Raw genomic sequence first — 22,336 nt, 5'->3', positions numbered from 1 at the left:
GACAATAAAATATCAAGCGCCCTACCATCTAGCTCTGCGGTAATATCATCTAAGAGTACAACTGGGGTTATAGATAGATCTGATTTAGAACCAATATCCTTTATGCTGACATCATCTGACTTTTCTTGATCAGCAAACTGCGTACTCAGTACTGGTTTATTAAGCAGTAGAGGCAACTGTGATAAGCGTAAAGCGGTAATCAGTAGCTTTTTCTCGCCGCGAGATAAGACGTTAGCGGCCTGCTCTTTTAAGGTTGGTAGTTTTATCGCATTATCAGTTACTGGTTTAGACTTGTCATCATTTGAGCGCCAATGCACATGTATATCGGCGCGGTGGCTGCCGATACGAGTATAACCCAGTTGCAAATCCTGACTTAAACGCTCATTGAGCTGCTCATCAAGAGGTTTTGTAGCGTCAAAGCCTGCATTGTAGCTTAAACTCAGCTGATCTGCGTAAGACGGCAATAGCTGTGCGATACTTTGCGCAAAAAAGGGTCGCCAAGCATCAAATACTTGCTCGCGGTAGTGATGGATAAGCGCTGCATGATTGGCAAGACCTTTATCCCAAGACTTTAACTCGTTGAGTTGTGTTTGGCTTAAGCTACTGCTTTGTTTGAGTAAACTGTTACGCTGCTTAAGTAAGCGCTGATAGGAGACCCACTGCGAATGAAAGCCTGGTTTCATGTGAAACACGAGCCAGTCGAGCAATTGACGCCGACTAGCACTGCCCTGCTCTAACATATCCATAGTAGAGGGATCAATTAGTAGCGTTGGTAGCTGCTCAGTCAGAGCGCTTTGCGTATAAACAGTGTTTTGGTTCAAACGTAATATGGTAGTTGCATCGAGCTGTTTTTGAATAGCAATAGTACGATCTGCCGACAGAGTGGCATGTACCGTCGTTGCAGGCTGATAATGTTGAATATAGCGTTTAGGCTGATGATGACGAAAGCTTTTGCCACGGGATAACAAGAATATCGCCTCAAGTAGAGACGTCTTCCCACTACCATTAGCACCAATAATGATGTTGCAAGCTGAGGCTTTGAGACTTAGGTTATCAAGGTTGCGTAAATGCGAGACTTGTAGACGTTCAATCATATAACTACCTAATAATATATTTTAGTCTATAAATCATCGCATCTTAGAGTGTGAAGCACTATATACGCATAGGCATGATGACGTATTGATGAAACTCATCACCCAATTGGTTGACTAGTACTGAGGCATTAGATTGGCTCATATGCATTTGCAAATCTCCTTGGATCACTCCAAGAACGTCTTGCAAGTAAGCGGCATTGAATGACAGCTCCATCGGCTCGCCACTATATTTAGCTTGTAGCATCTCGATAGCTTCGTCCTGCTCGGCATTGTTAGCACGAACCTCAACCATACCGTCGCTGGCAAAGTTAAACACGACGCCGCGCGATTTTTCATTACTCAAAATAGCAACGCGGCGTAATACATCCATCATTTTTTCTTGATTAAATAGTGCAAGCTTATCTGTATTACTTGGCATAACGCGGCGATAGTCAGGGAATTTGCCATCGATAAGGCGCGCAGTAAAAGTGACCATCAAGTCTGTGCTCACCTGCCCTGTACTATCAACGTTACCAAACGGCAAGCTGACTTGCAAAAACTCTCGGCCAAAGCTAAGCGTTACTGCATTATCTTGCTCACCGAGCATTTTACCAAGCTCAGAGGCCAAACGCTCAAGCTCAATAACGGCCTTGCGCGGCAAAATAGCTTGCATATTCAACTCTTGACTGACATCAACCACGCTGCGAGCCAAAGCCAGTCTATGGCCATCAGTCGCAACAGTCGTGAGCTGCTGCTCTGCAACATCAAACAGCATACCCGTTAGGTAATAGCGCACATCTTGAATCGCCATCGCAAATTGTGTTTTGTGAATTAAGTCCAATAGATGGCTACGGCTGATATTTAGAGGCGTGATACTTTCAGGATTGCCCAAGCTTGGATAGTCTTCGCTTGGCAGCGTTCCTAAGGTAAATCGGCTCTTACCACTGGTTAATAGGCAGCGCTCATTGGCTTGCGTTGCTAGATTGACTTGCGCTTGCGCTGGTAGCGATTTACAAATATCTTTTAGTTTGGTGGCAGGTAGTGTCGTTGCACCCGCTTCGATACAAGCGCCTGCTGGCAGCTTTAGAGTCGATGTCAATTCTACCTCTAAATCAGAAGCCGTTAAGATCAGTTCAGACTCGGATAATTGAAGCTTAATATTACCCAAGATAACCATATTATGGCGCTTGTCAGCAGCTTTGGCGATCAGGTTAATGGCTTTTAGTAACGACTCTCGATTAATCGATAATTGCATGCTTAATTACTCTTATTTAAAGGGCTTTTTGGTTTATTATAAACCATTATTGTAGGCGACAACATAGCCGTAATACTAGGCTTTAAGCGGCTTGTAGCATCATAGATAACGACTTGTAGTCTTTGTCAAAAGCAGGATCCATTGAGCGCAGTTGAGCGACTTTGTCACAGGCGTGCATTACAGTAGTATGATCACGTCCGCCAAATGACTGACCAATATCAGGATAGCTATCACCAGTGAGCTCGCGAGCTAAAGACATTGCAATCTGGCGTGGTCTGGCAATACTTCGGGTGCGTTTGCGTCCCATCAGATCCTTTACGCTAATATTGTAATACTCAGCAACCACTTTGCGTATGTTATCCATATTTACCGCTTGCACACGCATCGCGATAATGTCTTTTAGCGCATACTGTACCATCTCAAGCGTAATTGGTGCACCTGTCAGATTGGCATTGGCAAAAACTTGATTTAGAGCACCTTCTAGACGCCTGACGTTCGACACCACATTTTGTGCGATAAACAATGCACAGTCCTTAGGTAATACCATACCAAAGGAAGCGGCCTTTTTTTGTAGTATCTGCACCCTAGTATCAATCTCAGGGGGATCAACTGCAACTGTCAAACCCCAAGCAAATCGTGAACGAAAACGTTCATCAAATTCAGTCATTTGCGAAGGGTGACGATCTGAGGCCAGAATCAGCTGCTTATCACCACTAGTAAAGTCAGCAAATAAAGTCAAAAACTCATCACTGCTTTTAGTCTTTCCAGCCAAAACATGAATATCATCTACAATAAGTAGGTCTACTTTTTTTATTTTCTTCTTAAAATCTTCTATTTTATTATTTCTTAACGAGTAAACTAATTGGTTAATAAATTTTTCAGAAGTAAAATAATAAAAACTTCTATTTTTTTTTATAAAGCGATGCGCAACAGAATGCATTAAATGCGTTTTTCCCAATCCTGAAGGTCCATATATAAATAAAGGATTGTGCCTATTTTTTGATTGACGTTTACTTAGCTCATAACAGGCTTTGTAAGCTAGGTTATTAGACTTGCCTGTAACAAAGCTGTCAAAGGTAAAATCAGGATTTAGATAACTCAAAGACTTAGTATCAGCAGACTCCATAAGCTGAGCATGTTGCTGCAAGCCTGTATCGTAACTCAATAACTCATTATTCTCACTATTGGTAGTAACTTTTGAGTTTGTCTGGAGTAGGGTAGAGGCGTCACTTGTGACTTGAGAGGCATTATTTTCATCACTATAAGACCCGTCATTGTGACCTGTATTGTCGACTCGAACGACGACTTCATCAATACTACCTTGACTATGTTTGGCAACCAGCTGCTGGATATCTTGTAGATGATTCTTTTTAATATAAGAGACAAAGTAATCATTAGGCGCGCGAATGACCAACGTTTTTGATTCTTGATGTGCTGACAAAGGTCTTAGCCACATCGTAAAAACGTTGTCTTTGACGTGATAACGTAAGTCATCTAAGCACTTATCCCAAATGGTTGCAGTCTCTATCATAAAGAAATTTAACCTTTTATCTTAAAATATGACGCACTTTGTGTCATTTGTGAATAATTTAGAAACTTGCTTAGCAGCATCCTTTGACCACTTAAGGTAGAACAAAGCTAGGATAAGTTCTCTATTTTGTAGGCTGCTAATTTAACATAAACTGCCTGTGGATAACATCTTGTTTTTTGTGGATAAGGCTGTGGATAGTTTTGTGGATAAGTTAAAAGGCAGAGTTATCCATATTTCGCCCACAGGTTATCCACAGGGTTACCCCTAGTCTAGTAGTTTGATAGTAAAGAACTAATTAGACTTACCCACAGATATTAGGGTCTCCAATAACAACAATACTTATATATATTAATTATTAATTATTATGGAAAACAGCATTTGCTGTGGATAACTTTTGAATACTGGTCAAATATTCGTCTAGACTTAACTAGTAACCAAGCGGCACAGATCATAAAAAAAGATCACCTATCTGATGAGATAACGGATACTTAGAAATTTAATAAACTAGTTCGTTGACCCAGTTGTTGCTAAGTGGTATAATCCTTCGCTATTACGAATTTAGTCCATTATTTTGATAGGTGAGTTATGAAACGTACATTCCAACCCAGTGTGATCAAGCGTAAACGTACTCACGGTTTCCGTGCTCGTATGGCAACTAAAAAGGGCCGTCAGGTTCTAGCACGTCGCCGCGCTAAAGGACGTCATCGTCTTACTGTGTAATGAGCACATTGCAAGAATCGTGGGTCAAGGTGCTGGTTGAATATCTAGTATGATAATAAGATAAACTATAGTTGCCATTGATTCATATATTAAAAGCGCCCATATAGGCGCTTTTTTTGTCTTTACGATTTATACTATTACTTTCTATAACATCAGAAGCTCTCAATTTAGGCTGTACTATGTCCAACACTGTCTTAGCAGTACCTACTACCCGTTTCACTAAAGAGCAGCGCCTACTGACGCCTAGTGACTTCAAATCGGTGTTTGATGCTCCTACTCGTAAGCTTCACCAAAGCCACTTGATGGCATTTGTACGTGATAATACTTGTCAGCGGCCACGAGTAGGTATGGCTATTACCAAGCGCAAAGTACCTACTGCAGTCGCTAGAAATTTAATCAAACGTCAAATACGTGAGCAGTTTCGATTAAAGTCTCATATATTAGAAAATAAAGACATAGTTTTTATTGTTAAAAAACCTATAAAAGATATAGAAAAAAAAGAGATAAGGGGTCAGATAAAATATATATTTAAAAAAATAGAAAATAAATAAAGTGACTAACTTTATAAAAAACATTAATAATTTTTTTTATTTATTACTTAGTAGTATTATTGTTTTTTATCAAAAAATAATAAGTCCAGTATTACCTGCGCGCTGTCGCTATTATCCTACTTGTTCAGAATATGGCAAACAGGCCTTGGCATGGCATGGCGTTTGGTCAGGTATTTGGCTATTGTTGAAGCGCTTAGGTCGTTGTCATCCACTAGGTGGCCATGGCATTGATTTTGTACCTCTGCCGCTATCTTCTTATCAATATCAATATGTAGATACGTCTTGGATAAAAGTTCACTCAATCATTTATCTAGACTATACAAGTTATGCTGCTCGTCTGAATTATCTAATGAGAGGATGATGAGGCTGTCTATAATTGAATGCTGTGGATAAGTTCTATAGTTATCCACAGCAAGTTATCCACACTTAGACCTAGCTTTTCCACAGAAAGACAAAGTTATCCCCAGGTTATCTACATTATTTATGATTTGGGCTATTGGTATCATTTAGAGTGGATTTTTAGTAAAATAGTGCACATTTTGTGTCAGTGACTGCTTTTGCCTGATTTCATTGCGTCAGTAGTAGCAATAATCTTATCTAGCAGTCATGACATATGTCCCAACATTTCGCTCCCTAATTTTTAATCTAGGAAAGGTTTATGCAAAAGATATTTCGGGTGATGATCATCATTGCGATGTTGATCACCGCTTATCTGCTGATACTAGCGTGGCGCGACGATTACGCTGATGTACCTGCTGTGGATACTGTCTCTGAGGCCACGACGTCTGTGAGTGCTGATATTCCTGCAACGACTGGTGCTGCAGGCGATATTCCAGTGCAAACACTGCCTGCTGATAACAGTATAGTGGCGGCCGCCCCTGATAGCGCCGCTCTTATCACAGTAACGACTGATCGCTATGATATTAAAATCAACCCAGAAGGCGGTGATATTGAGTATGCAGCGCTTAAGCAGTTTGATGCGACACTCGATAGCGATGAGCCTTTTGTATTATTAGAGAGCAATAGCAATCGCATATATGTCGCTCAATCAGGTTTGATTGGTCAAGATGGTATCGATACTGCTGAGGGCCGAGCAAGCTACAGCCATACTGCTAATAATTATGTGATGGAGGAAGGTCAGCAAACTCTATCTGTACCACTTACCTATCAACAAGACGGCGTTAAGATCACAAAGACCTTTACCTTTACCCAAGGTAAATACCCTATCGATATCAGCTATCAGATTCAAAACGCCTCTACGTCTGCCTGGCAAGGACAGATGTTTGCGCAGCTTAAGCGTGATGATAGTAAAGACCCTGGTATGTCTGATAAGGGCGCGCTTAGTATGGCTACCTATTTAGGCGGTGCGTGGGGTACACCTGATGACCCTTATAATAAGCTTAAGTTCAAAGACTTTAGCGAGCAGCTGGCAGTAACCAGTGATGAGGGCTGGGTAGGGATAGTGCAGCATTATTTTGTTTCTGCATGGACGCCTGAGAATTTCACAGGTAAGTTCTTTACTCGCGAAACAGGCAATGATTATTTTATTGGCTTTAATAGTCAGCCAGTTAATGTCGCCCCAAATAAGCAAGTGACGTTAAATGCAACCTTGTATGCTGGACCAAAAGTACAGTCTGAGCTCAAAGAGGTCGCTGTAGGTCTTAACCAAACGGTTGACTATGGCTTGCTTTGGCCAATATCTAAGATATTATTCGCCATACTTGATGGTATCCATAAGGTACTTGGTAATTGGGGTTGGTCGATCATTGTGTTGACTATCTTGGTCAAAATCGCTTTGATGTGGTTCTCAAATAAGAGCTACTACTCTATGGCGAAGATGCGCGCACTTGCTCCGCGCCTAGCCGCGCTCAAAGAAGAGCATGGCGATGATCGCATGAAGATGTCACAAGAGATGATGGGCATTTATAAAGAAGAAAAAGTCAATCCAATGGCAGGGTGTTTGCCCATACTCATGCAAATGCCTATTTTCTTGGCACTGTATTGGGTGCTGGTTGAAAGTGTTGAGCTGCGTCATGCGCCGTGGATACTATGGATTCAAGATCTATCAGCGATGGATCCATGGTTCATCTTACCACTGCTTATGGGTGCGTCGATGTTCATTCAGCAGCAGCTTAATCCGCAGCCTGCTGATCCGATGCAAGCTAAAGTGATGAAGTTTTTACCTATTATCTTCACCGCCTTTATGTTGTTCTTCCCAGCAGGTCTGGTATTGTACTGGACAGTGAACAACTTGTTTAGTATGACGCAGCAGTATATCGTCAACAAAAAAGTTGAAGAAGAGCAAAAGCGCCGTACTGTTAAAGTGCTGAGCTAAGTTTGTATGTACGGTATAAAAACCATCGCTTTAGCGGTGGTTTTTTTATGATTATAGTTTTATTTTTTAGTGCTAGAGATACTGATATCAAGTTTGTTTTGTGAGTATCCACGCAGCCGTCTATAATGATGATTTTAGCTAGTGAGAGTCAATGTGAATGCTATTGTAACGCCGCTGATGCCTGATGAGCGATCTGAAAAGTCAGGACTTACGACCATTGCCGCTATAGCTACGCCTATCGGCCGCGCGGGAGTAGGCATCGTTAGGCTATCGGGCCCAAAAGCTTATGCTATAGCCTGCAAGCTTACAGATAAAACGAGCTTTACGCCGCGACAAGCTCACTTTTGCCGTTTTTATCAAGCGGATGGTAGTATTATTGACGAAGGCTTAGTGCTGTATTTTAAAGCACCGCATTCGTTCACAGGTGAAGATGTTATCGAGCTACAAGGTCATGGCGGAGTAATACTACAAAATCATCTGCTTGCACGCGTGTTCGAATTAGGCGCTCAGCAAGCGACAGCGGGCGAGTTCTCTTATCGCGCCTTTGACAATGATAAGTTGGATCTAGTACAAGCAGAAGCTATTGCTGATGCTATTGATGCGACTAGTAGTGCTGCGGCGAGTAGCGCTATTCGCTCACTAAGTGGTGAGTTTTCACAAAAAATTAACCAGCTATTAGAGCAGCTCATTCATCTGCGTTTGCACGTTGAGGCGGCTATTGATTTCCCTGATGAAGAAGACGTTGATTTTTTATCCGATGGCGTCATACAAGATAAGCTTGAGCACACTCAAGCTAGAATTAGGCAAGTCTTGGCGACTGCAAAACAAGGGCAATTATTGCGTGATGGTATTCATGTGGTGCTAGCAGGGCGTCCTAATGCTGGCAAGTCAAGTCTGCTTAATCGCTTGGCAGGGCAGGAGCGCGCTATTGTCACAGAGGTCGCAGGCACAACTCGTGACACTCTAAGTGAGACAGTGGTGCTCAATGGTCTGACGCTACATCTAACTGATACTGCAGGTCTAAGGGATACTGAGGATACCGTAGAGCGCATAGGGATTGAGCGCGCGCGCACAGCGATTGAGCAAGCCGATATACTCCTTATGGTCTACGATGTGACTCGTGATCTTGTAAGTGAAAGTACACCATTACAGCTAGCAGAGCAGCTGTTTGGTAAGCTGCCTGAGGCTAAGCGCTTGCTTATAATTGCCAACAAAAGCGATTTATTAAATGCTAGTGATGATCAAAAAAAGGCTATAGATACTGATAAGCAAATGCGAGAAATAGGTTACGAGCAGGTCAATGTTTCATGTGAAACAGGTGCTGGTATCGATACTTTAGTTACGGCTCTATGTGATAAAGTAGGATTTCATCCGCCAGAAAACAGTCTAATCGCTCGTACGCGTCACTTAGATGCTTTGAAGCGAACGGCTGAATATTTAAGTGAGGCGCACGAGCAACTCACGGTATTTACTGCAGGCGAATTGGTCGCTGAAAGTCTGCGCCAAGCGCAGCAGAGTTTGGGCGAAATCACAGGCGAGTTTAGCGCTGATGATCTACTAGGTAAAATATTTGGTAGTTTTTGTATTGGTAAATAGCTGTTTTTAATAAAGAGTTAACAAGGAAGCGATATGCATTGTCCCTATTGTAATGCCTCAGAGACAAAGGTTATTGACTCGCGTCTGGCCGCAGAGGGCGCACAAGTACGCCGCCGCCGCTCTTGTAGTAGCTGTCAAGAGCGCTTTACTACCTTTGAGATGGTAGAGGTAGTCATGCCGCGTATCATCAAATCTAGTGGTAAAATCGTACCTTATGACAATGAAAAACTGCGTCGCTCTATTTTATTGCCGCTACAAAAGCGTCCTATTACTATCGATGAGCAAGAGGCGATGATTAGCCGTATCGAAAAACGTATTAGGCAAATGGGCGAGCGTGAGATCAGTAGTAAAGTGCTCGGTGAGATTATTATGAGCGAGCTTAAAGTGTTGGACGATGTCGCCTATGTACGCTTCGCTAGCGTCTACCGTGACTTTCAAGACATTGATGCTTTTCATCAAGAAATCGCTAATATTCGCCCTAGTGAAAAATCAGATGATTAATTCTGAAAATGGATAGCGCCTTAAAATCATTTCACCTTTTGGTGTTGACTCATATTTACTTAATAAGCACTCCCTTATGTCAACTATAAACCATGCTCAAAATGCGCAAGATAGCTATTTTATGATGCTCGCTATCGAACAGGCTAAACTAGGTTTGTATACTACCAGACCCAATCCAGCGGTAGGCTGCGTCATTGTGCAAGCACAGCAGGTCGTTGGACAAGGCTATCACCCCAAGGCAGGACAGCCTCACGCTGAGGTATTTGCACTCAAAGATGCAGGCGAGCAAGCGATTGGTGCGACCGCTTATGTTACTTTAGAGCCTTGTAGTCATACGGGGCGCACGCCGCCTTGTGCTTTGGCACTGATAGAGGCTGGGATTAAGCGTGTCGTTGTAGCAGGTCTTGATCCCAATCCACAAGTCGCTGGACGCGGTGTCCGTCTACTCAAAGAGGCTGGAATTGAGGTCAGTGTTGGTGTATTAACTGAGCAAGCAGAAGCACTCAATCGAGGATTTTTGAAGGCGATGCGTACGCAAATGCCTTACGTGCGCCTCAAAATCGCTACTAGTCTTGATGGACGTACCGCGATGGCAACTGGCGAGTCAAAGTGGATCACTGGACCAGCTGCCCGCGAGGATGTACAAAAGCTGCGAGCACGTAGTGGTGCCATTATTACAGGTAGCGAGACAGTTATTCAAGATAACCCGCAGCTTAATGTACGCTCAAATCAGCTGGGGGTATCGCCTGAGCAGGTTCCGCCTCCTATCATCGTCATACTCGATAGACGCAAACGCTTATCCCATAATGCACGATCAAATTATCGACTCTGTCGCCATATGGCTACTGTGTATTGGCGCGATGACAATTTGATTGAACTACTAAAAACTTTAGTGAGTGAGCATCATTGCTATGAGGTGTTAATAGAGGCAGGCGCTAGCGTCGCAGGTAGTTTTTTGAGTCAGCAGCTGGTCGATGAATTGATTGTTTATCAAGCGCCTTGTATTTTAGGGGCACATGCACGCGCTATGGTTGATAGTGCTCCGCTGACTTTAGCGCAGCAACTACGTTTTGAGTATCAAAGTTGTGAGAAAATAGGCTCTGATTTAAAGCTAACCTTGTTGCCGATCTAAATACTTATCTATCCACAGCTAATATCATTACTGTTTATAAATATAGATAAAAGCAGCTCTCTTGAAAGTTCCACATGAAACTGTGTATAACTTTGTTTCACATGGAACCAAAATAATTAATCAAAGGTAAGTTGCTATAAATTATCATAAAAATCAGTAATTTATGTCTATTAGTGTTCGTTTACCAGAGTTGTACTATGTATTCAAATACTGTGGATAACTTCTTAATTGGTACTCATGAAATAGTAATATCTAAAATTTTTTATACTTATCCACAGGTTATCCCTTACTACGCAAACTAAAATATAGCATAGGTTTATAACCATAAAAATGAGGTTCATATGTTCACAGGAATTATAGAAAGTGTCGGGCACGTAAAATCAATGCAACCTGTAGGCGGTGATATCCGTCTCACAGTAGAGTCCAATGATCTAGACTTCAGCGATGTCAAGATTGGAGACTCCATAGCATCTAATGGTATTTGTCTTACCGTGGTAGATATGAGCAGCAACGCTTATTCAGTAGATGTGTCACGTGAAACTATGGCTCGTACGGCGCTTGAAGGGCTAAAGACGGGTGATATTGTGAATTTAGAAAAAGCTATGCTACCGACCACTCGTTTTGGCGGTCATATTGTCGCAGGTCATGTCGATGGCGTGGGTACAGTCGTTAAACTCCAACAAGATGCACGCTCTATCTATATTGAGATTGCTATTCCAAAGGAGCTTGAGCACTACGCGGCGACCAAAGGCTCTATTACCCTAGACGGAATAAGTCTCACAACCAATCTAGTCAAAGATAATATCGTATCTCTAAACATCATCCCGCATACTGCACAAGTCACCAATATATCAAAGCATTGGCTGGTAGGAGATAAGGTCAATGTGGAGGTGGATATTGTGGCGCGTTATCTTGAGCGCCTAATTAATAAAACGCCAGCGAGCCAAGAAAGCAGTATTACAGAGGCGTTTTTAGCGGATAACGGTTTTATGAAGTAAAAGGCTTAGATATATTTTTGTAGGACAGTCTGTAGCCTATCCTTATTGATGGGTTTAGATAAAAAGTCGCTCATACCTGCTCTTGTACACGCTTCACGATCCTCTTCGGTATTATTAGCCGTCAAGGCGACGATTGGGATATTTTCGTCTTGTGAGCGAATAGCTCGAGTGGCTTCAAACCCGTCCATAATGGGCATGCGGCAATCCATCAAAATCAGATCAATAGGCTCTTTTTGATTCTCAAATTGTGCCAAACCCTTTTGTCCATCCTCTGCAACGACGCTACGATATCCCAACTTTTTGAGTAAGCGGCAGGTAATTTTTTGATTGGTCAAGCTATCTTCAACGACGAGTACAAGAGGCGCTGATGACTCAGTTGTATCAGTAATTTCAGTTGTATCAGTAATTGTAGCTGTATCAGTAATTGTGGCTATCTCTTCTTTTTCTACTAAGCTTTTTGGTGACGTAGCGAGGCGTTTTAGTTCAGATAACAATAAACTGATGTCTAAAGGTTTATTCAAAAAACCATCAAAGCGATCAAGAAGACTTGAAGGTATGTGGCGTGTCCGTTTACGGCTTAAGAGTAGGGTGGAGAGGGTATCATCTGCGAGCAAACCATCCAAAAGCGTTATGATGTCAGCGCGGCTCCTAGTCCTTATGCGCTTAGTCTCTTTTGCCGCTTGATGATAAGTGTTCTCGTACAGCTCAAAGTCTAAGAGTACGATAGGGGTGAGGTTTTTATCATTTTGAAGCATATCTTTTATATCATCAATAACATCGATTGAAGTATGGACGCTACAAGTCATCGATAGATGCTGACAGATATTTTCTAAATGCTCTGCATACATTTGATGATTAACAATAGCTATAAGGTGCACATTTTTTAAGCTATCGTTGTCATGATATATCGGTACATAATTGGGTTGACGACAGGGCAGATAAAGGGTCGTGCTGTTGATTTTGTCATACTCACTATCGGAATCATCATTTTGACTGCCAAACTCCATATAGCCGTCCAGCGATTGCCCCGCGCTATCAGCCGCACTCATTTTAAGCTTACTACTATAGTAGTTTTGCTGCGTGGACTTATCATCTTGTTCAGTGTAGTGAATCGGGTAAAGATGCGTAGGATCTACCTTTTGCGTTCTAGTATCGTATACCGTGAAGCTTATCCAAGCGCAGGCGCTCTGCTCTTTTGATACTGAGTCGATAGTTAGAGCAATACAGCCCGCCTCGGTCGCACTGATCGCATCTGCCAATAAATTACGTAGTAACTGCCTTAATCTAGAATCGTCAGTATCGATATAACGCGGACAGTTTGGGGCAAAAAAGTATAGAAGCTCAATACCTTGCTGATGTACCTCATCGGTTACCAAAGCAATTAATTGTTTACCCATCATAAAGATATCTACAGGTTTGCTACTGATCGTTGATTTAGTAGCTATTGGCTGTGCTGTGCTAAGTACATCGATAAGTTTGCCTGATAAGGTGTGACTCAATTGATTAACATCTTCTATTATCTCATCTTTTAATAAAGTGTCAGAACTGATGTCCTTTAGCGTGCTGATTACTCTATCAAGTGGTAAAGCAAGTTCGTGATGAAGAATAGCTTTGGTTTTGTGAGCTTCATTAAGCTGCTGCTGCAATACTTGGTTTTGTCGCTGCAAGCGCTCTGTTTGTTTGACAAAGTCGTTGATGGAGTTAAGAAGTACAGTGAAGCCATGGATCTGTCCATGATCGCCAAACCAAGGGGTAATATGGAGCTGATAGGTCTGTTGATCCTTTAACCCTTTGACTACTAAAGTGCGCATGACGCGCTGGGTCGATAAGTTCTTTAACCAAAGCTGAGTGGCATCATCAAAACCGGTCACAAATTCTGTCAGCTGATAACTATGGCTAAGCTGGGAGGAGACACCAAAGACTTGCTCAAAGCGCTTGTTGGAGAAGCTAATCTGACCGTGGCGCATCAGCATCAGCATCGGGAGCGGTGCTTGTTCAACTAGGCGCTCAAGACGGTGATTAAGGGTTTTTATACTGCGATGATTGTTGTGTATCTGATAGCTAATACGGCTGAGCGCATGACCTAAACGCAAAAATTCAGTAGTAGTATTGCGCTCAAGAAAGGGTTGCGGGCTATAGGATTCTTTTGCACTATTACCCAAGTCATCAGCGTAGCTCATTAGTGCTCGCCAGTTAGCATTTCGTTTGAGCATATAGAGTAAAGCAATGGTGAACAAGATCAACGCTGCCATTAGAGGAAGCCAAAAACGATAAGAGATCCAACTGATTTGAATAGGCTGATGTTTAATCATGACATAAAGCTGATGACCACTTTGAAGCTTGATAGTGCCTTTTAAATCGATGGTATTAATTGAGTAGGCGCTGTTACTATTACTTTGAGTAGGGGATGAAATCGTAGGAAAAACAACGGTCGATATGGTCGTGTCGTTAGGCCTCGTATACCGATGGATAAAGGTTTGACCTGAGGGCAACATAAATATGATCTGATAGCTTAAATCTTGTAGATATGGTTTGTCCAACAGTTTTCGAACATCAGTATCTGTAACGTTATCTCCATAATCAATAAAGTCGTACTGCAAGGACTCAAAGGCATCAAGGGTATGGCGTTCGCTATAGGTCTCAAGCTCACTAAATACCATCGTATAATATAACGCTAGCATGACTATGAGCGTTATCGTATAAAAAAGCAGCAAGCGTTGCAAAGAATGGAACTGTTGCATAAAAACATAATCCTATGTCAGTACCAAAACCTATCTAAAGTGTTTGAGTATAACAACCATATTAAACGCTTGTCATCGACTTAACCTCGCTATTTTAGTAAAAAATAAGTAATCAAGAATAGACCCAAGTGTAGTCACGGCCTAGGACAGGCATAGCGCTATATAGAAAACTCACTTATAATGGCTAAGTCTATTTTTAATCAAGCCTTACTATGAGCTTATCTGCCGTATCAGAAAAACAAAATACCTTATCTGTCGTGCGTCCATTACGAGTCATCTTTGCTGGAACGCCTGAGTTTGCAGCGACTAGTCTTGAAGCCTTGATTGCTCAGCAAGAGTCGCTGGCTATAGAAATCGTTGCGGTCTACACCCAACCTGATCGCAAAGCGGGGCGAGGTCAAAAAATCACCATGTCTGCGGTCAAGCAAGTCGCTCTAGCACATGATATTGTAGTCGAGCAGCCCGCTACTTTCAAAAAGTCTAGTACTGAGGGCATGGTAGCCAGACAGACGCTGCGCTCTTATCAGCCTGATGTCATGATTGTCGCCGCTTACGGGCTGATCTTGCCAGTAGGGGTGTTGACTACGCCAACTTTAGGGTGTCTTAATATTCATGCGTCATTGCTGCCGCGCTTTCGCGGGGCGGCGCCGATTCACCGCGCGCTACTGGCGGGTGATAAAGAGACTGGCATTACCATTATGCAAATGGATAAAGGGCTAGATACGGGCGATATGCTCTATAAAGTCAGCTGCACTATTGAATCACACGATAGTGCGTCAAGCTTGCATGATAAGTTAGCAGACTTGGGCGCTCAGGCGATCATTACCGTTATGCAAGATCTACAAAACTATCAGGCAAACGCAAGCAAGCAAGATGATAGTCAAGCTAATTATGCCAAGAAGTTAGTCAAGTCTGAGGGCGAGATCGATTGGACGCAGTCTGCTACGGCTATTGAGCGTCAGATACGTGGCCTGACCCCTTGGCCTGGTGCTTATACCTTTCTACAAGCTCAACGTGTCAAGATTTTAGCCAGTTTACCTGTCGATGAAACGCTGCGAACCGACAAGCCAGCGGGCACTGTTATCAGCGTCGGGCGCAAAGCTATTTTAATTGCTTGCGGCAAAGAAAATGCTAGTGATACGCAAGGGAGTACGTTAAGAGTGACTCAGTTGCAATTTGCAGGCAGTAAGCCAGTAAAAGCCGAGCAAGTCTGTCAGGGTAGTCAATTAAATGATGACGACCAATTTACTCGCGACCCTACTTAGTTCTAAGATTAATCCTAAAATACGCCAAACTCTATCTAAATAAGACGCTATTAATCAGACGTCAAGGAAACAAAACTTAATGAGACACCAAACCGCGTCTAATCACAATAGCAAAAAAGCTAAGCCATCGAGTAACCTAAAAATGAGCGGCAGCGTGCGCGTGCGTGTCATACGTACGCTACTTGCGATTCAAAACGGTCAATCCCTCTCAAGCGTACTCGATCCACTGCTCAATAGCCTGCACGATGGAGACAAGGGTTTCGCTCATGCGCTGCTTTTGACCACTCTACGCCAGTGGTACGCGCTCGCGCGACTGCTCGATAGTCTTGCGGATAATTCTATTGATGAGATAGAGGTACGCACGACGATTCAGGTCGGTATGGTGCAATTGCTGTATCTAGAAGTCGCCGACCATGCTGCGATTCACGAAACGGTTGAAGCGGTCAAAGAGATAGAGTTCGCGCATGCCTCAGGTTTGGTCAATGCAATCTTGCGTAAAATCGCCAAAAATACTAATAAATTTCGCAAAAAATGCGATAAAAACCATAGCTTGCCTAATTGGCTGGCCTATCAGCTCAAGCAAGACTGGAGCGAGTACTATAACGATCTTACTCAAGGGCTGCGCCTGCCTGCACCGATGTTTTTGCGCGTGAACAGTCGTATGCATTCGGTCGAGGACTATCATCAAATGCTTATAGATGCCGATATCAGCAATGATGTCGTTGAGCTGCGTAGTGGTTTGGCTTTGAATAATCAGCTAGCTAATCAGGCTGAAGGTAGCGTTACTGAAATAACATCGCAAGCTCTACGCTTACAGCAAAGTACTGCGGTAAGTTATTTGCCGCAATTTAGCGAAGGCGCAGCTAGTGTGCAAGACATGCATGCTCAGCTCGCTGCCTTGCTTATCAATCAAGCGCTTGTCCAAAAGATAACAGGTGCACGTGAAGAGGATACGCCAACTACAGATATTCATCTGCTAGATGCATGCGCCGCTCCTGGCGGTAAGCTGGCCCACTGGCTAGAATTACTAAACACGGGTAGTGAGCAGTCTTTGTTTCATGTGAAACAAGATAACGACATTAAAACGCAAGTCAAACTAACCGCTATCGATAATGAAGCAATGCGTATCACTCGTATTCACGATAACCTAGAGCGCTTACAACTGGGCCAAGCTCAAAATGAACCTATCGATCTCAATATCGTTTGTACAGATGCCACTCGCTGGCAGTACGCTCAAGATGAAAATCTCGCCGTATTCGATGCTATTTTGCTTGATTCCCCTTGTACGGCAACAGGCGTTATCCGTCGTCATCCTGACATCAGCATCTTGCGTCATGAAGAAGATATGGCGCAGACGGCCATTTTACAAGCGGATATCTTGCACAATTTATGGCCACAGCTTAAGGTTGGTGGTTATTTGCTTTATGTGACGTGCTCTATTTTAAAGCAAGAAAACGTCGAGCAAATGCAGGACTTTATTACTCATCACAATGATGCAGTGGCGATTGAATTCACCGATGCTTGTAACTGGGGAATCCATCAAGAGATTGGTCGTCAGTGTTTGCCGATTGATAGCGACGGCGGCGATGGCTTTTATTATGCGTTGTTGCAAAAGACAGATCAGTAGATATATTTGAGACCTACTTTAAACGATTAAGGTTCAGGGTAGGCTGATGCTTTAGACCAGCTTCTATATTTTGTAAGGTTGCCATGCTGGGCTAAAGCACCAGCCTACAACCGCATATACCTATTTGAAATTTATATTTGAACGAAGCAATTATTTATAGGACAAACAATGAAATATATCAGTACCCGTGGTCAGACTGAGCCGATGGATTTTAGCGATGTGCTTTTATTGGGCCTTGCTCCTGATGGCGGCTTGATGCTACCTGAGCATTATCCAGCGATCGATGCTGCGATGTTGAGCGAGTGGCGAGGGCTGAGTTACCCAGAATTGGCATTTGCCATTATGCAGCGTTTTGCGACTGATATTCCAAAGGCAGATTTAAAAGACATTATCGAGCGTACTTACAAGGCTGAAGTGTTCGGTGATTCTGAGATTGTTCCTGTACGTAAGCTTGAGGACAACCTATACATTTTAGGTTTATCAAACGGTCCGACGCTAGCGTTTAAAGATGTGGCGATGCAGTTTTTGGGTAATGCTTTTGAATATGTACTCAAACAAAAAGACGCTCGCATCACGATTATCGGTGCGACCAGTGGTGATACGGGCAGTGCTGCTGAATATGCGCTACGCGGTAAAGAGAATATCGAAGTCTTTATGCTCTCTCCCCATGGCAGAATGAGTGAGTTTCAGCGCGCGCAAATGTATAGCCTAACCGATGACAACATCCATAATATCGCTATTGACGGTATGTTTGATGATTGCCAAGATATTGTCAAAGCGCTACAGCAAGATGCCACCTTTAAAGCGGCCTATAATCTAGGCACGGTCAACTCTATCAATTGGGGCCGTATATTGGCGCAAATCGTTTATTATTTCAAAGCCTACTTTGCGGTCACTGATAGTAACGATGAGCAAGTGAGCTTTAGCGTGCCATCAGGGAATTTTGGTAATATCTGCGCCGGTCACATTGCTCGCGAGATGGGTTTGCCTATTGGACGCTTAATTGTCGCAACCAATGAGAACGATGTGTTAAATGACTTTTTTAATAAAGGGATTTATCAGCCGCGTCCTACAGAGCAGACTTATATCACCTCAAGCCCATCAATGGATATCTCCAAAGCCTCTAACTTTGAGCGTTTTGTGTACCTATTGTTAGATAAAGATAGCGCCCGCGTCCATGAGCTATTTGAAGGCGTCAAATCAGGTCAAGGGTTTGATCTATCTGGGGTGATGAATACCGTCAATACGCATTATGGCTTTGCAGCGGGCAAATCAACCCATGAGGATCGTCTGCAAACGATCCGCAAGCTGTATAAAGAGTCAGGTGAATTGGTCGATCCGCATACTGCTGACGGTATCAAAGTGGCTAAAGAGTTGCAGCAAGAGGGCGAGGTTATCATTTGTGCTGAGACCGCTTTGCCTGTTAAATTTGCCGATACTATCGTAGAGTCCATTGGTCCAATAGACATTGCTCGTCCAGCACACACTGAAGGCTTAGAGGATTTACCTCAGTACGTTACCGTATTAGCTAATAACGCCGAACTAGTTGCTGACCAGATTCGTCAGCATGTAACTGCTAATCTGTAATAGGTAAAATCGATCTAAAATGTGAGACAAGCTTATTTTGTTTCACATGAAACTTTATAAGTTGTCTTTACTCAAATCTATGGCTGTAAATAGTATTATTTTTTGTAAAAATGTGTCAGAAATTATGCTATGGTTCTTACTACTGTAAGTTGAGCGGTTGGTCATACTTGTTTTATCTTATTTAAAGATAAGAACCTTAGTTTATATCGCCTACGATAACTCTCATATTTTGTGGATATAACAATGAAAATAAGCATTACTGCCCTAACCAAGGCTTTTATGGTCACAGCTTTTAGTAGCGCTATACTCATGACAACCGCTTATGCTAACAATCCACCACCAACCATCAAAGCTGATGCGCCTAACCGCTATATTGTCAAAAAAGGCGATACCTTATGGGATATATCGGGGCGATACCTAGATAGCCCGTGGCGCTGGCGGGAGATTTGGGCAACCAATAAGCAAATCAAAAATCCTAACCTGATCTATCCTGATGACATTCTCATCTTGTGCGTCATTCAAGGCAAAACGCTCATTGGAGTCGATACAGGCGAGGGCTGCGCTGGCGTTGAGAGGCAACTGACTGGTGATGTTGTAGCCACTGCGGTTGCGGTGACCTCAACTGTGAATAGTATACCTGCTATTCCGCGCTCTGCAATTGGGCACTGGCTTGATAAAACCCTTATCGTCAATCCAGCAGACTTTAATACTACCCCTTATATTTTAGCGTCCAAAAAAGGCAACTTGGTCACGGCAAGCGGTGATAAAGTTTATGCCAAAGGTGTGCCTTTAATTGTCGGTCAACGCTACGGTGTGTATCGTGAAGGGCAACAGTATGTTGATCCTAAGAGTCAGAGGGTTATCGGATTAGAGGTCACGCAAGTGGCAACTGGTATGGTCACAAGTGTGGCTAGTAATGGCGTGAGCAGCTTAGAATTGACAGATTCTTATGATAAAGAAGTACGTGAAGGCGATCGGGTGTTCGTTGAGCTTAACAACTCGATACCGCCTGTGTTCTACCCTGAGCCTGCGACAGTCAATCGCGGTGGTATGATCGTACGTGTTATGGATTCTATTAGCTCAGCGGCTAAGGGTAGCGTAGTCGCTATCAATCTAGGTCGTACTCAAGGCGCTAAGCCTGGCGATGTTTTGACTATTTACAAACAAGGCGCTTTGGTACGCGATACTATCGATAATGATATGCCAGTGCGTCTGCCAAATGAGCCAAGTGGTATGCTTATGGTGTTCAATACCTTTAGCGATATCAGCTACGCTTATATTTTAAGCTCAGACTTACCGCTCAATGTGGGCGATAAGCTACTACCGCCGCCTTATCTATAACGGTATTAATAGGCGCGCCCAAGCGTCTTACAGATCTAAAAATCTAAACAGAGCAATGACTCATGACCACGTCGCGACCTTTTTTATCTACAGATCAACGCGCTATATTGGCGCTGTGGTATGAGGTCAATGCGTCACTATCAGCTTATCATAAGCTGGTCACTCATTTGGGTAGCGCGCAGCTGGCATGGCAAGCCAAAGCAAGCGTTTGGCAAGAGATGGGTATCCATCATACTCATCTTAAGCGTCATGAAAATTTAGAGCAAACACAGACTGATATCGATAAGATTGAGCAAGCCTTGGTAGAGGGACGCTATGGTCTCCTGTTCGCCGATCAGCCTGAATACCCTGTGTCACTATCACAAATATTCGACCCGCCGCCACTGCTGTTCTTTCGCGGTGACATCTCTTTATTGCAGCAACCCCAGATTGCTATCGTCGGTAGCCGCAAGCCTAGCACCCATGCGCAAAAAATCACCTTTGATATCGCGCAGTATCTTGTGCAAGCAGGCTATATCGTCACCAGTGGTCTGGCAATGGGCGTCGATAAGTGCGCGCATCTAGGCGCACTGTCGCAGACAGATACGCAGTATCAAGGCCGTACGATAGGAGTTATGGGTACGGGTATCAATATCAGCTACCCCAATCACCACGACAAGCTCTTTAGCAAAATTATCGAACAAGGCGGCTGCCTTATCAGTGAGCTATTGCCGCATACTGGCCCGCACAAACATACCTTTCCGCGGCGCAATCGTTTGGTCGCAGGTTTAAGCCTAGCCACGATAGTGACTGAAGCGACGATCAAAAGTGGCTCCTTAATTACCGCACGTCTGACCTCAGAGCAGGGCAAACAAGTCTTTGCCGTACCCAGCCACATCGACAACAGCAACGCTGAGGGCTGCCATCATCTAATACGTGAGGGCGCAACACTGATATACCATCCGCAGCAGGTGCTAGATGATGTCAGCGCTCAAGTTTATACGCCGCTACAACGTACACGTATAAACCAATCTCAGCCGTCGAAAGTTAACAGCGCGAAAGATAATAGCGCTGACTCTAATAAAAACGCTAAGCAACGCTCAAGTACAGCTATGAATACCAAAGCTGACATAGTCGTGCCTGAACATTTAGCGCCTGTTTACGAGCAGCTTGACTGGCATGGTCAGGATTTAGATGCCTTGCTTATCAGTACTACTCTCACGGCGCCGCCGCTGATCGGTCAACTGATGGAGCTTGAGCTTTTGGGACTCATTAGTGAGCAAGGCGGACGTTATTTGCGTGTTTGATGATAGTTTTTAGCCTCTGTTTGCCCTGTTAATCTGTATATATTTTCGCAGCCTTATCTATAGCGCCTATCTTATGTCCTTATCTAGCCCGCTTATTACTGAATCCGTCGTTCAAGCTGCCACATGGCTCAAACAAGGACGGCTGCTCGCTTATCCGACTGAAAGCGTTTGGGGTATTGGCTGTGATGCTTATGATAAAGCAGCAGTTGGGCATATTTTAGATATTAAACAGCGCCCGCAAGCCAAAGGTATGATTGTTATCACCGATAGTAGCGAGCGTTTGACTCCTTTATTAGAGACTTTAGACAAAGATAGACACCAACAGATTATGGATAGCTGGCAGGTAGACAATGAGAATCTAGAGGTTCAACATCAGCAAGCTCATACTTGGCTTTTACCTATTCCTCAAACGCTTGTCGGCACTATCCCTCTTTGGATAACGGGTCAGCATCAGAGCATTGCGGTTAGAGTCATTGCCCATCCGCTTATCCGCGAGCTTTGCCGGCAGCTGGTATCTATTGATAATCCTTATGGGTTTATCGTCTCTACGAGCTGCAACCCTTCAGGTCAGCCGCCTGCCAAAAATTTCTCTGAAGCGTATAATTATTTTAATACCCAAATCAGTTATCTACAAGCTGATACTCTCGGCTATACGCAGCCAAGCCAGATACGAGATGCCGTTACAGGTTTAGTCGTTCGTTAATAGTATAGTTAACACTAAATAAAATGGATACGTTATTCAAAAACGCGGGACTAGTATAAATTTTTCTGGCGTGCTGTGCCTACGCAGACAGAGG

Annotated in this window: 18 protein-coding genes; 14 read left to right on the top strand and 4 right to left on the bottom strand. The window is 43.4% G+C overall.

The window, feature by feature from the left end; genetic code table 11:
* The 3 genes from recF to dnaA all read right to left on the bottom strand — a co-directional run.
* The coding region (gene recF, locus ACTXGO_RS02240) for a DNA replication/repair protein RecF (protein ID WP_443573260.1) at window positions 1–1,094 on the bottom strand (1,094 nt) is incomplete at its 3' end.
* Window positions 1,095–1,152: 58 nt separating this feature from the next.
* Complete coding sequence (gene dnaN / locus ACTXGO_RS02235) at window positions 1,153–2,328, bottom strand: DNA polymerase III subunit beta (RefSeq protein ID WP_435949937.1); 1,176 nt, start codon at window positions 2,326–2,328, stop codon at window positions 1,153–1,155.
* 82 nt (window positions 2,329–2,410) lie between these two features.
* Complete coding sequence (dnaA, locus tag ACTXGO_RS02230; protein ID WP_443573259.1) at window positions 2,411–3,859, bottom strand: chromosomal replication initiator protein DnaA; 1,449 nt, start codon at window positions 3,857–3,859, stop codon at window positions 2,411–2,413.
* A gap of 585 nt (window positions 3,860–4,444) precedes the next feature.
* On the opposite strand from dnaA, the gene rpmH reads away from it, so the two are divergent.
* The 8 genes from rpmH (at window position 4,445) to ACTXGO_RS02190 (ending at window position 11,692) form a co-directional block, all read left to right on the top strand.
* On the top strand, window positions 4,445–4,579 hold the full coding sequence (gene rpmH, locus ACTXGO_RS02225) for a 50S ribosomal protein L34 (RefSeq protein WP_007394757.1): 135 nt from the start codon (window positions 4,445–4,447) through the stop codon (window positions 4,577–4,579).
* 179 nt (window positions 4,580–4,758) lie between these two features.
* On the top strand, window positions 4,759–5,130 hold the full coding sequence (gene rnpA, locus ACTXGO_RS02220; protein WP_443573258.1) for a ribonuclease P protein component: 372 nt from the start codon (window positions 4,759–4,761) through the stop codon (window positions 5,128–5,130).
* A 1-nt stretch (window position 5,131) separates the two neighbouring features.
* Window positions 5,132–5,491 carry a membrane protein insertion efficiency factor YidD gene (gene yidD / locus ACTXGO_RS02215; RefSeq protein ID WP_443573257.1) on the top strand — a complete coding sequence of 120 codons (360 nt, stop codon included), beginning with the start codon at window positions 5,132–5,134 and terminating at the stop codon, window positions 5,489–5,491.
* Window positions 5,492–5,788: 297 nt separating this feature from the next.
* Window positions 5,789–7,465 (top strand): membrane protein insertase YidC, encoded by a 1,677-nt coding sequence (gene yidC / locus ACTXGO_RS02210; RefSeq protein ID WP_317200726.1) that lies wholly within the window; start codon window positions 5,789–5,791, stop codon window positions 7,463–7,465.
* A 177-nt stretch (window positions 7,466–7,642) separates the two neighbouring features.
* Window positions 7,643–9,061, top strand: a complete 1,419-nt coding sequence (mnmE, locus tag ACTXGO_RS02205) for a tRNA uridine-5-carboxymethylaminomethyl(34) synthesis GTPase MnmE (protein WP_443573261.1) — start codon at window positions 7,643–7,645, stop codon at window positions 9,059–9,061.
* 33 nt (window positions 9,062–9,094) lie between these two features.
* Entirely contained in the window at window positions 9,095–9,562 is a 468-nt protein-coding gene (nrdR, locus tag ACTXGO_RS02200) for a transcriptional regulator NrdR (RefSeq protein WP_443541273.1), read from the top strand.
* A 76-nt stretch (window positions 9,563–9,638) separates the two neighbouring features.
* Window positions 9,639–10,694 carry a bifunctional diaminohydroxyphosphoribosylaminopyrimidine deaminase/5-amino-6-(5-phosphoribosylamino)uracil reductase RibD gene (gene ribD / locus ACTXGO_RS02195; RefSeq protein WP_443573256.1) on the top strand — a complete coding sequence of 352 codons (1,056 nt, stop codon included), beginning with the start codon at window positions 9,639–9,641 and terminating at the stop codon, window positions 10,692–10,694.
* 341 nt (window positions 10,695–11,035) lie between these two features.
* Window positions 11,036–11,692 carry a riboflavin synthase gene (locus ACTXGO_RS02190; RefSeq protein WP_435949931.1) on the top strand — a complete coding sequence of 219 codons (657 nt, stop codon included), beginning with the start codon at window positions 11,036–11,038 and terminating at the stop codon, window positions 11,690–11,692.
* 5 nt (window positions 11,693–11,697) lie between these two features.
* Here the strand turns inward: ACTXGO_RS02190 and ACTXGO_RS02185 are convergent, their stop codons facing one another.
* Complete coding sequence (locus tag ACTXGO_RS02185; protein ID WP_443541275.1) at window positions 11,698–14,433, bottom strand: response regulator; 2,736 nt, start codon at window positions 14,431–14,433, stop codon at window positions 11,698–11,700.
* A 212-nt stretch (window positions 14,434–14,645) separates the two neighbouring features.
* Between ACTXGO_RS02185 and fmt the strand changes: the two genes are divergently transcribed.
* The 6 genes from fmt to ACTXGO_RS02155 all read left to right on the top strand — a co-directional run bounded on the left by fmt (window position 14,646) and on the right by ACTXGO_RS02155 (window position 22,242).
* Window positions 14,646–15,698, top strand: a complete 1,053-nt coding sequence (gene fmt / locus ACTXGO_RS02180) for a methionyl-tRNA formyltransferase (RefSeq protein WP_443541276.1) — start codon at window positions 14,646–14,648, stop codon at window positions 15,696–15,698.
* 79 nt (window positions 15,699–15,777) lie between these two features.
* Entirely contained in the window at window positions 15,778–17,325 is a 1,548-nt protein-coding gene (locus ACTXGO_RS02175) for a transcription antitermination factor NusB (RefSeq protein ID WP_443573255.1), read from the top strand.
* 168 nt (window positions 17,326–17,493) lie between these two features.
* Window positions 17,494–18,912, top strand: coding sequence for a threonine synthase (gene thrC / locus ACTXGO_RS02170; RefSeq protein WP_443541277.1), 1,419 nt, complete (start codon window positions 17,494–17,496; stop codon window positions 18,910–18,912).
* Window positions 18,913–19,155: 243 nt separating this feature from the next.
* Window positions 19,156–20,253, top strand: a complete 1,098-nt coding sequence (locus tag ACTXGO_RS02165; RefSeq protein WP_443541278.1) for a LysM peptidoglycan-binding domain-containing protein — start codon at window positions 19,156–19,158, stop codon at window positions 20,251–20,253.
* A gap of 62 nt (window positions 20,254–20,315) precedes the next feature.
* Window positions 20,316–21,539 carry a DNA-processing protein DprA gene (gene dprA, locus ACTXGO_RS02160; RefSeq protein WP_443541279.1) on the top strand — a complete coding sequence of 408 codons (1,224 nt, stop codon included), beginning with the start codon at window positions 20,316–20,318 and terminating at the stop codon, window positions 21,537–21,539.
* 73 nt (window positions 21,540–21,612) lie between these two features.
* Window positions 21,613–22,242 carry an L-threonylcarbamoyladenylate synthase gene (locus ACTXGO_RS02155; protein WP_443573254.1) on the top strand — a complete coding sequence of 210 codons (630 nt, stop codon included), beginning with the start codon at window positions 21,613–21,615 and terminating at the stop codon, window positions 22,240–22,242.
* The last annotated feature ends 94 nt before the right edge of the window (window positions 22,243–22,336 follow it).

The sequence above is a fragment of the Psychrobacter sp. T6-1 genome (assembly GCF_052258445.1).
This window is presented reverse-complemented; position numbering and strand designations above follow the sequence as displayed.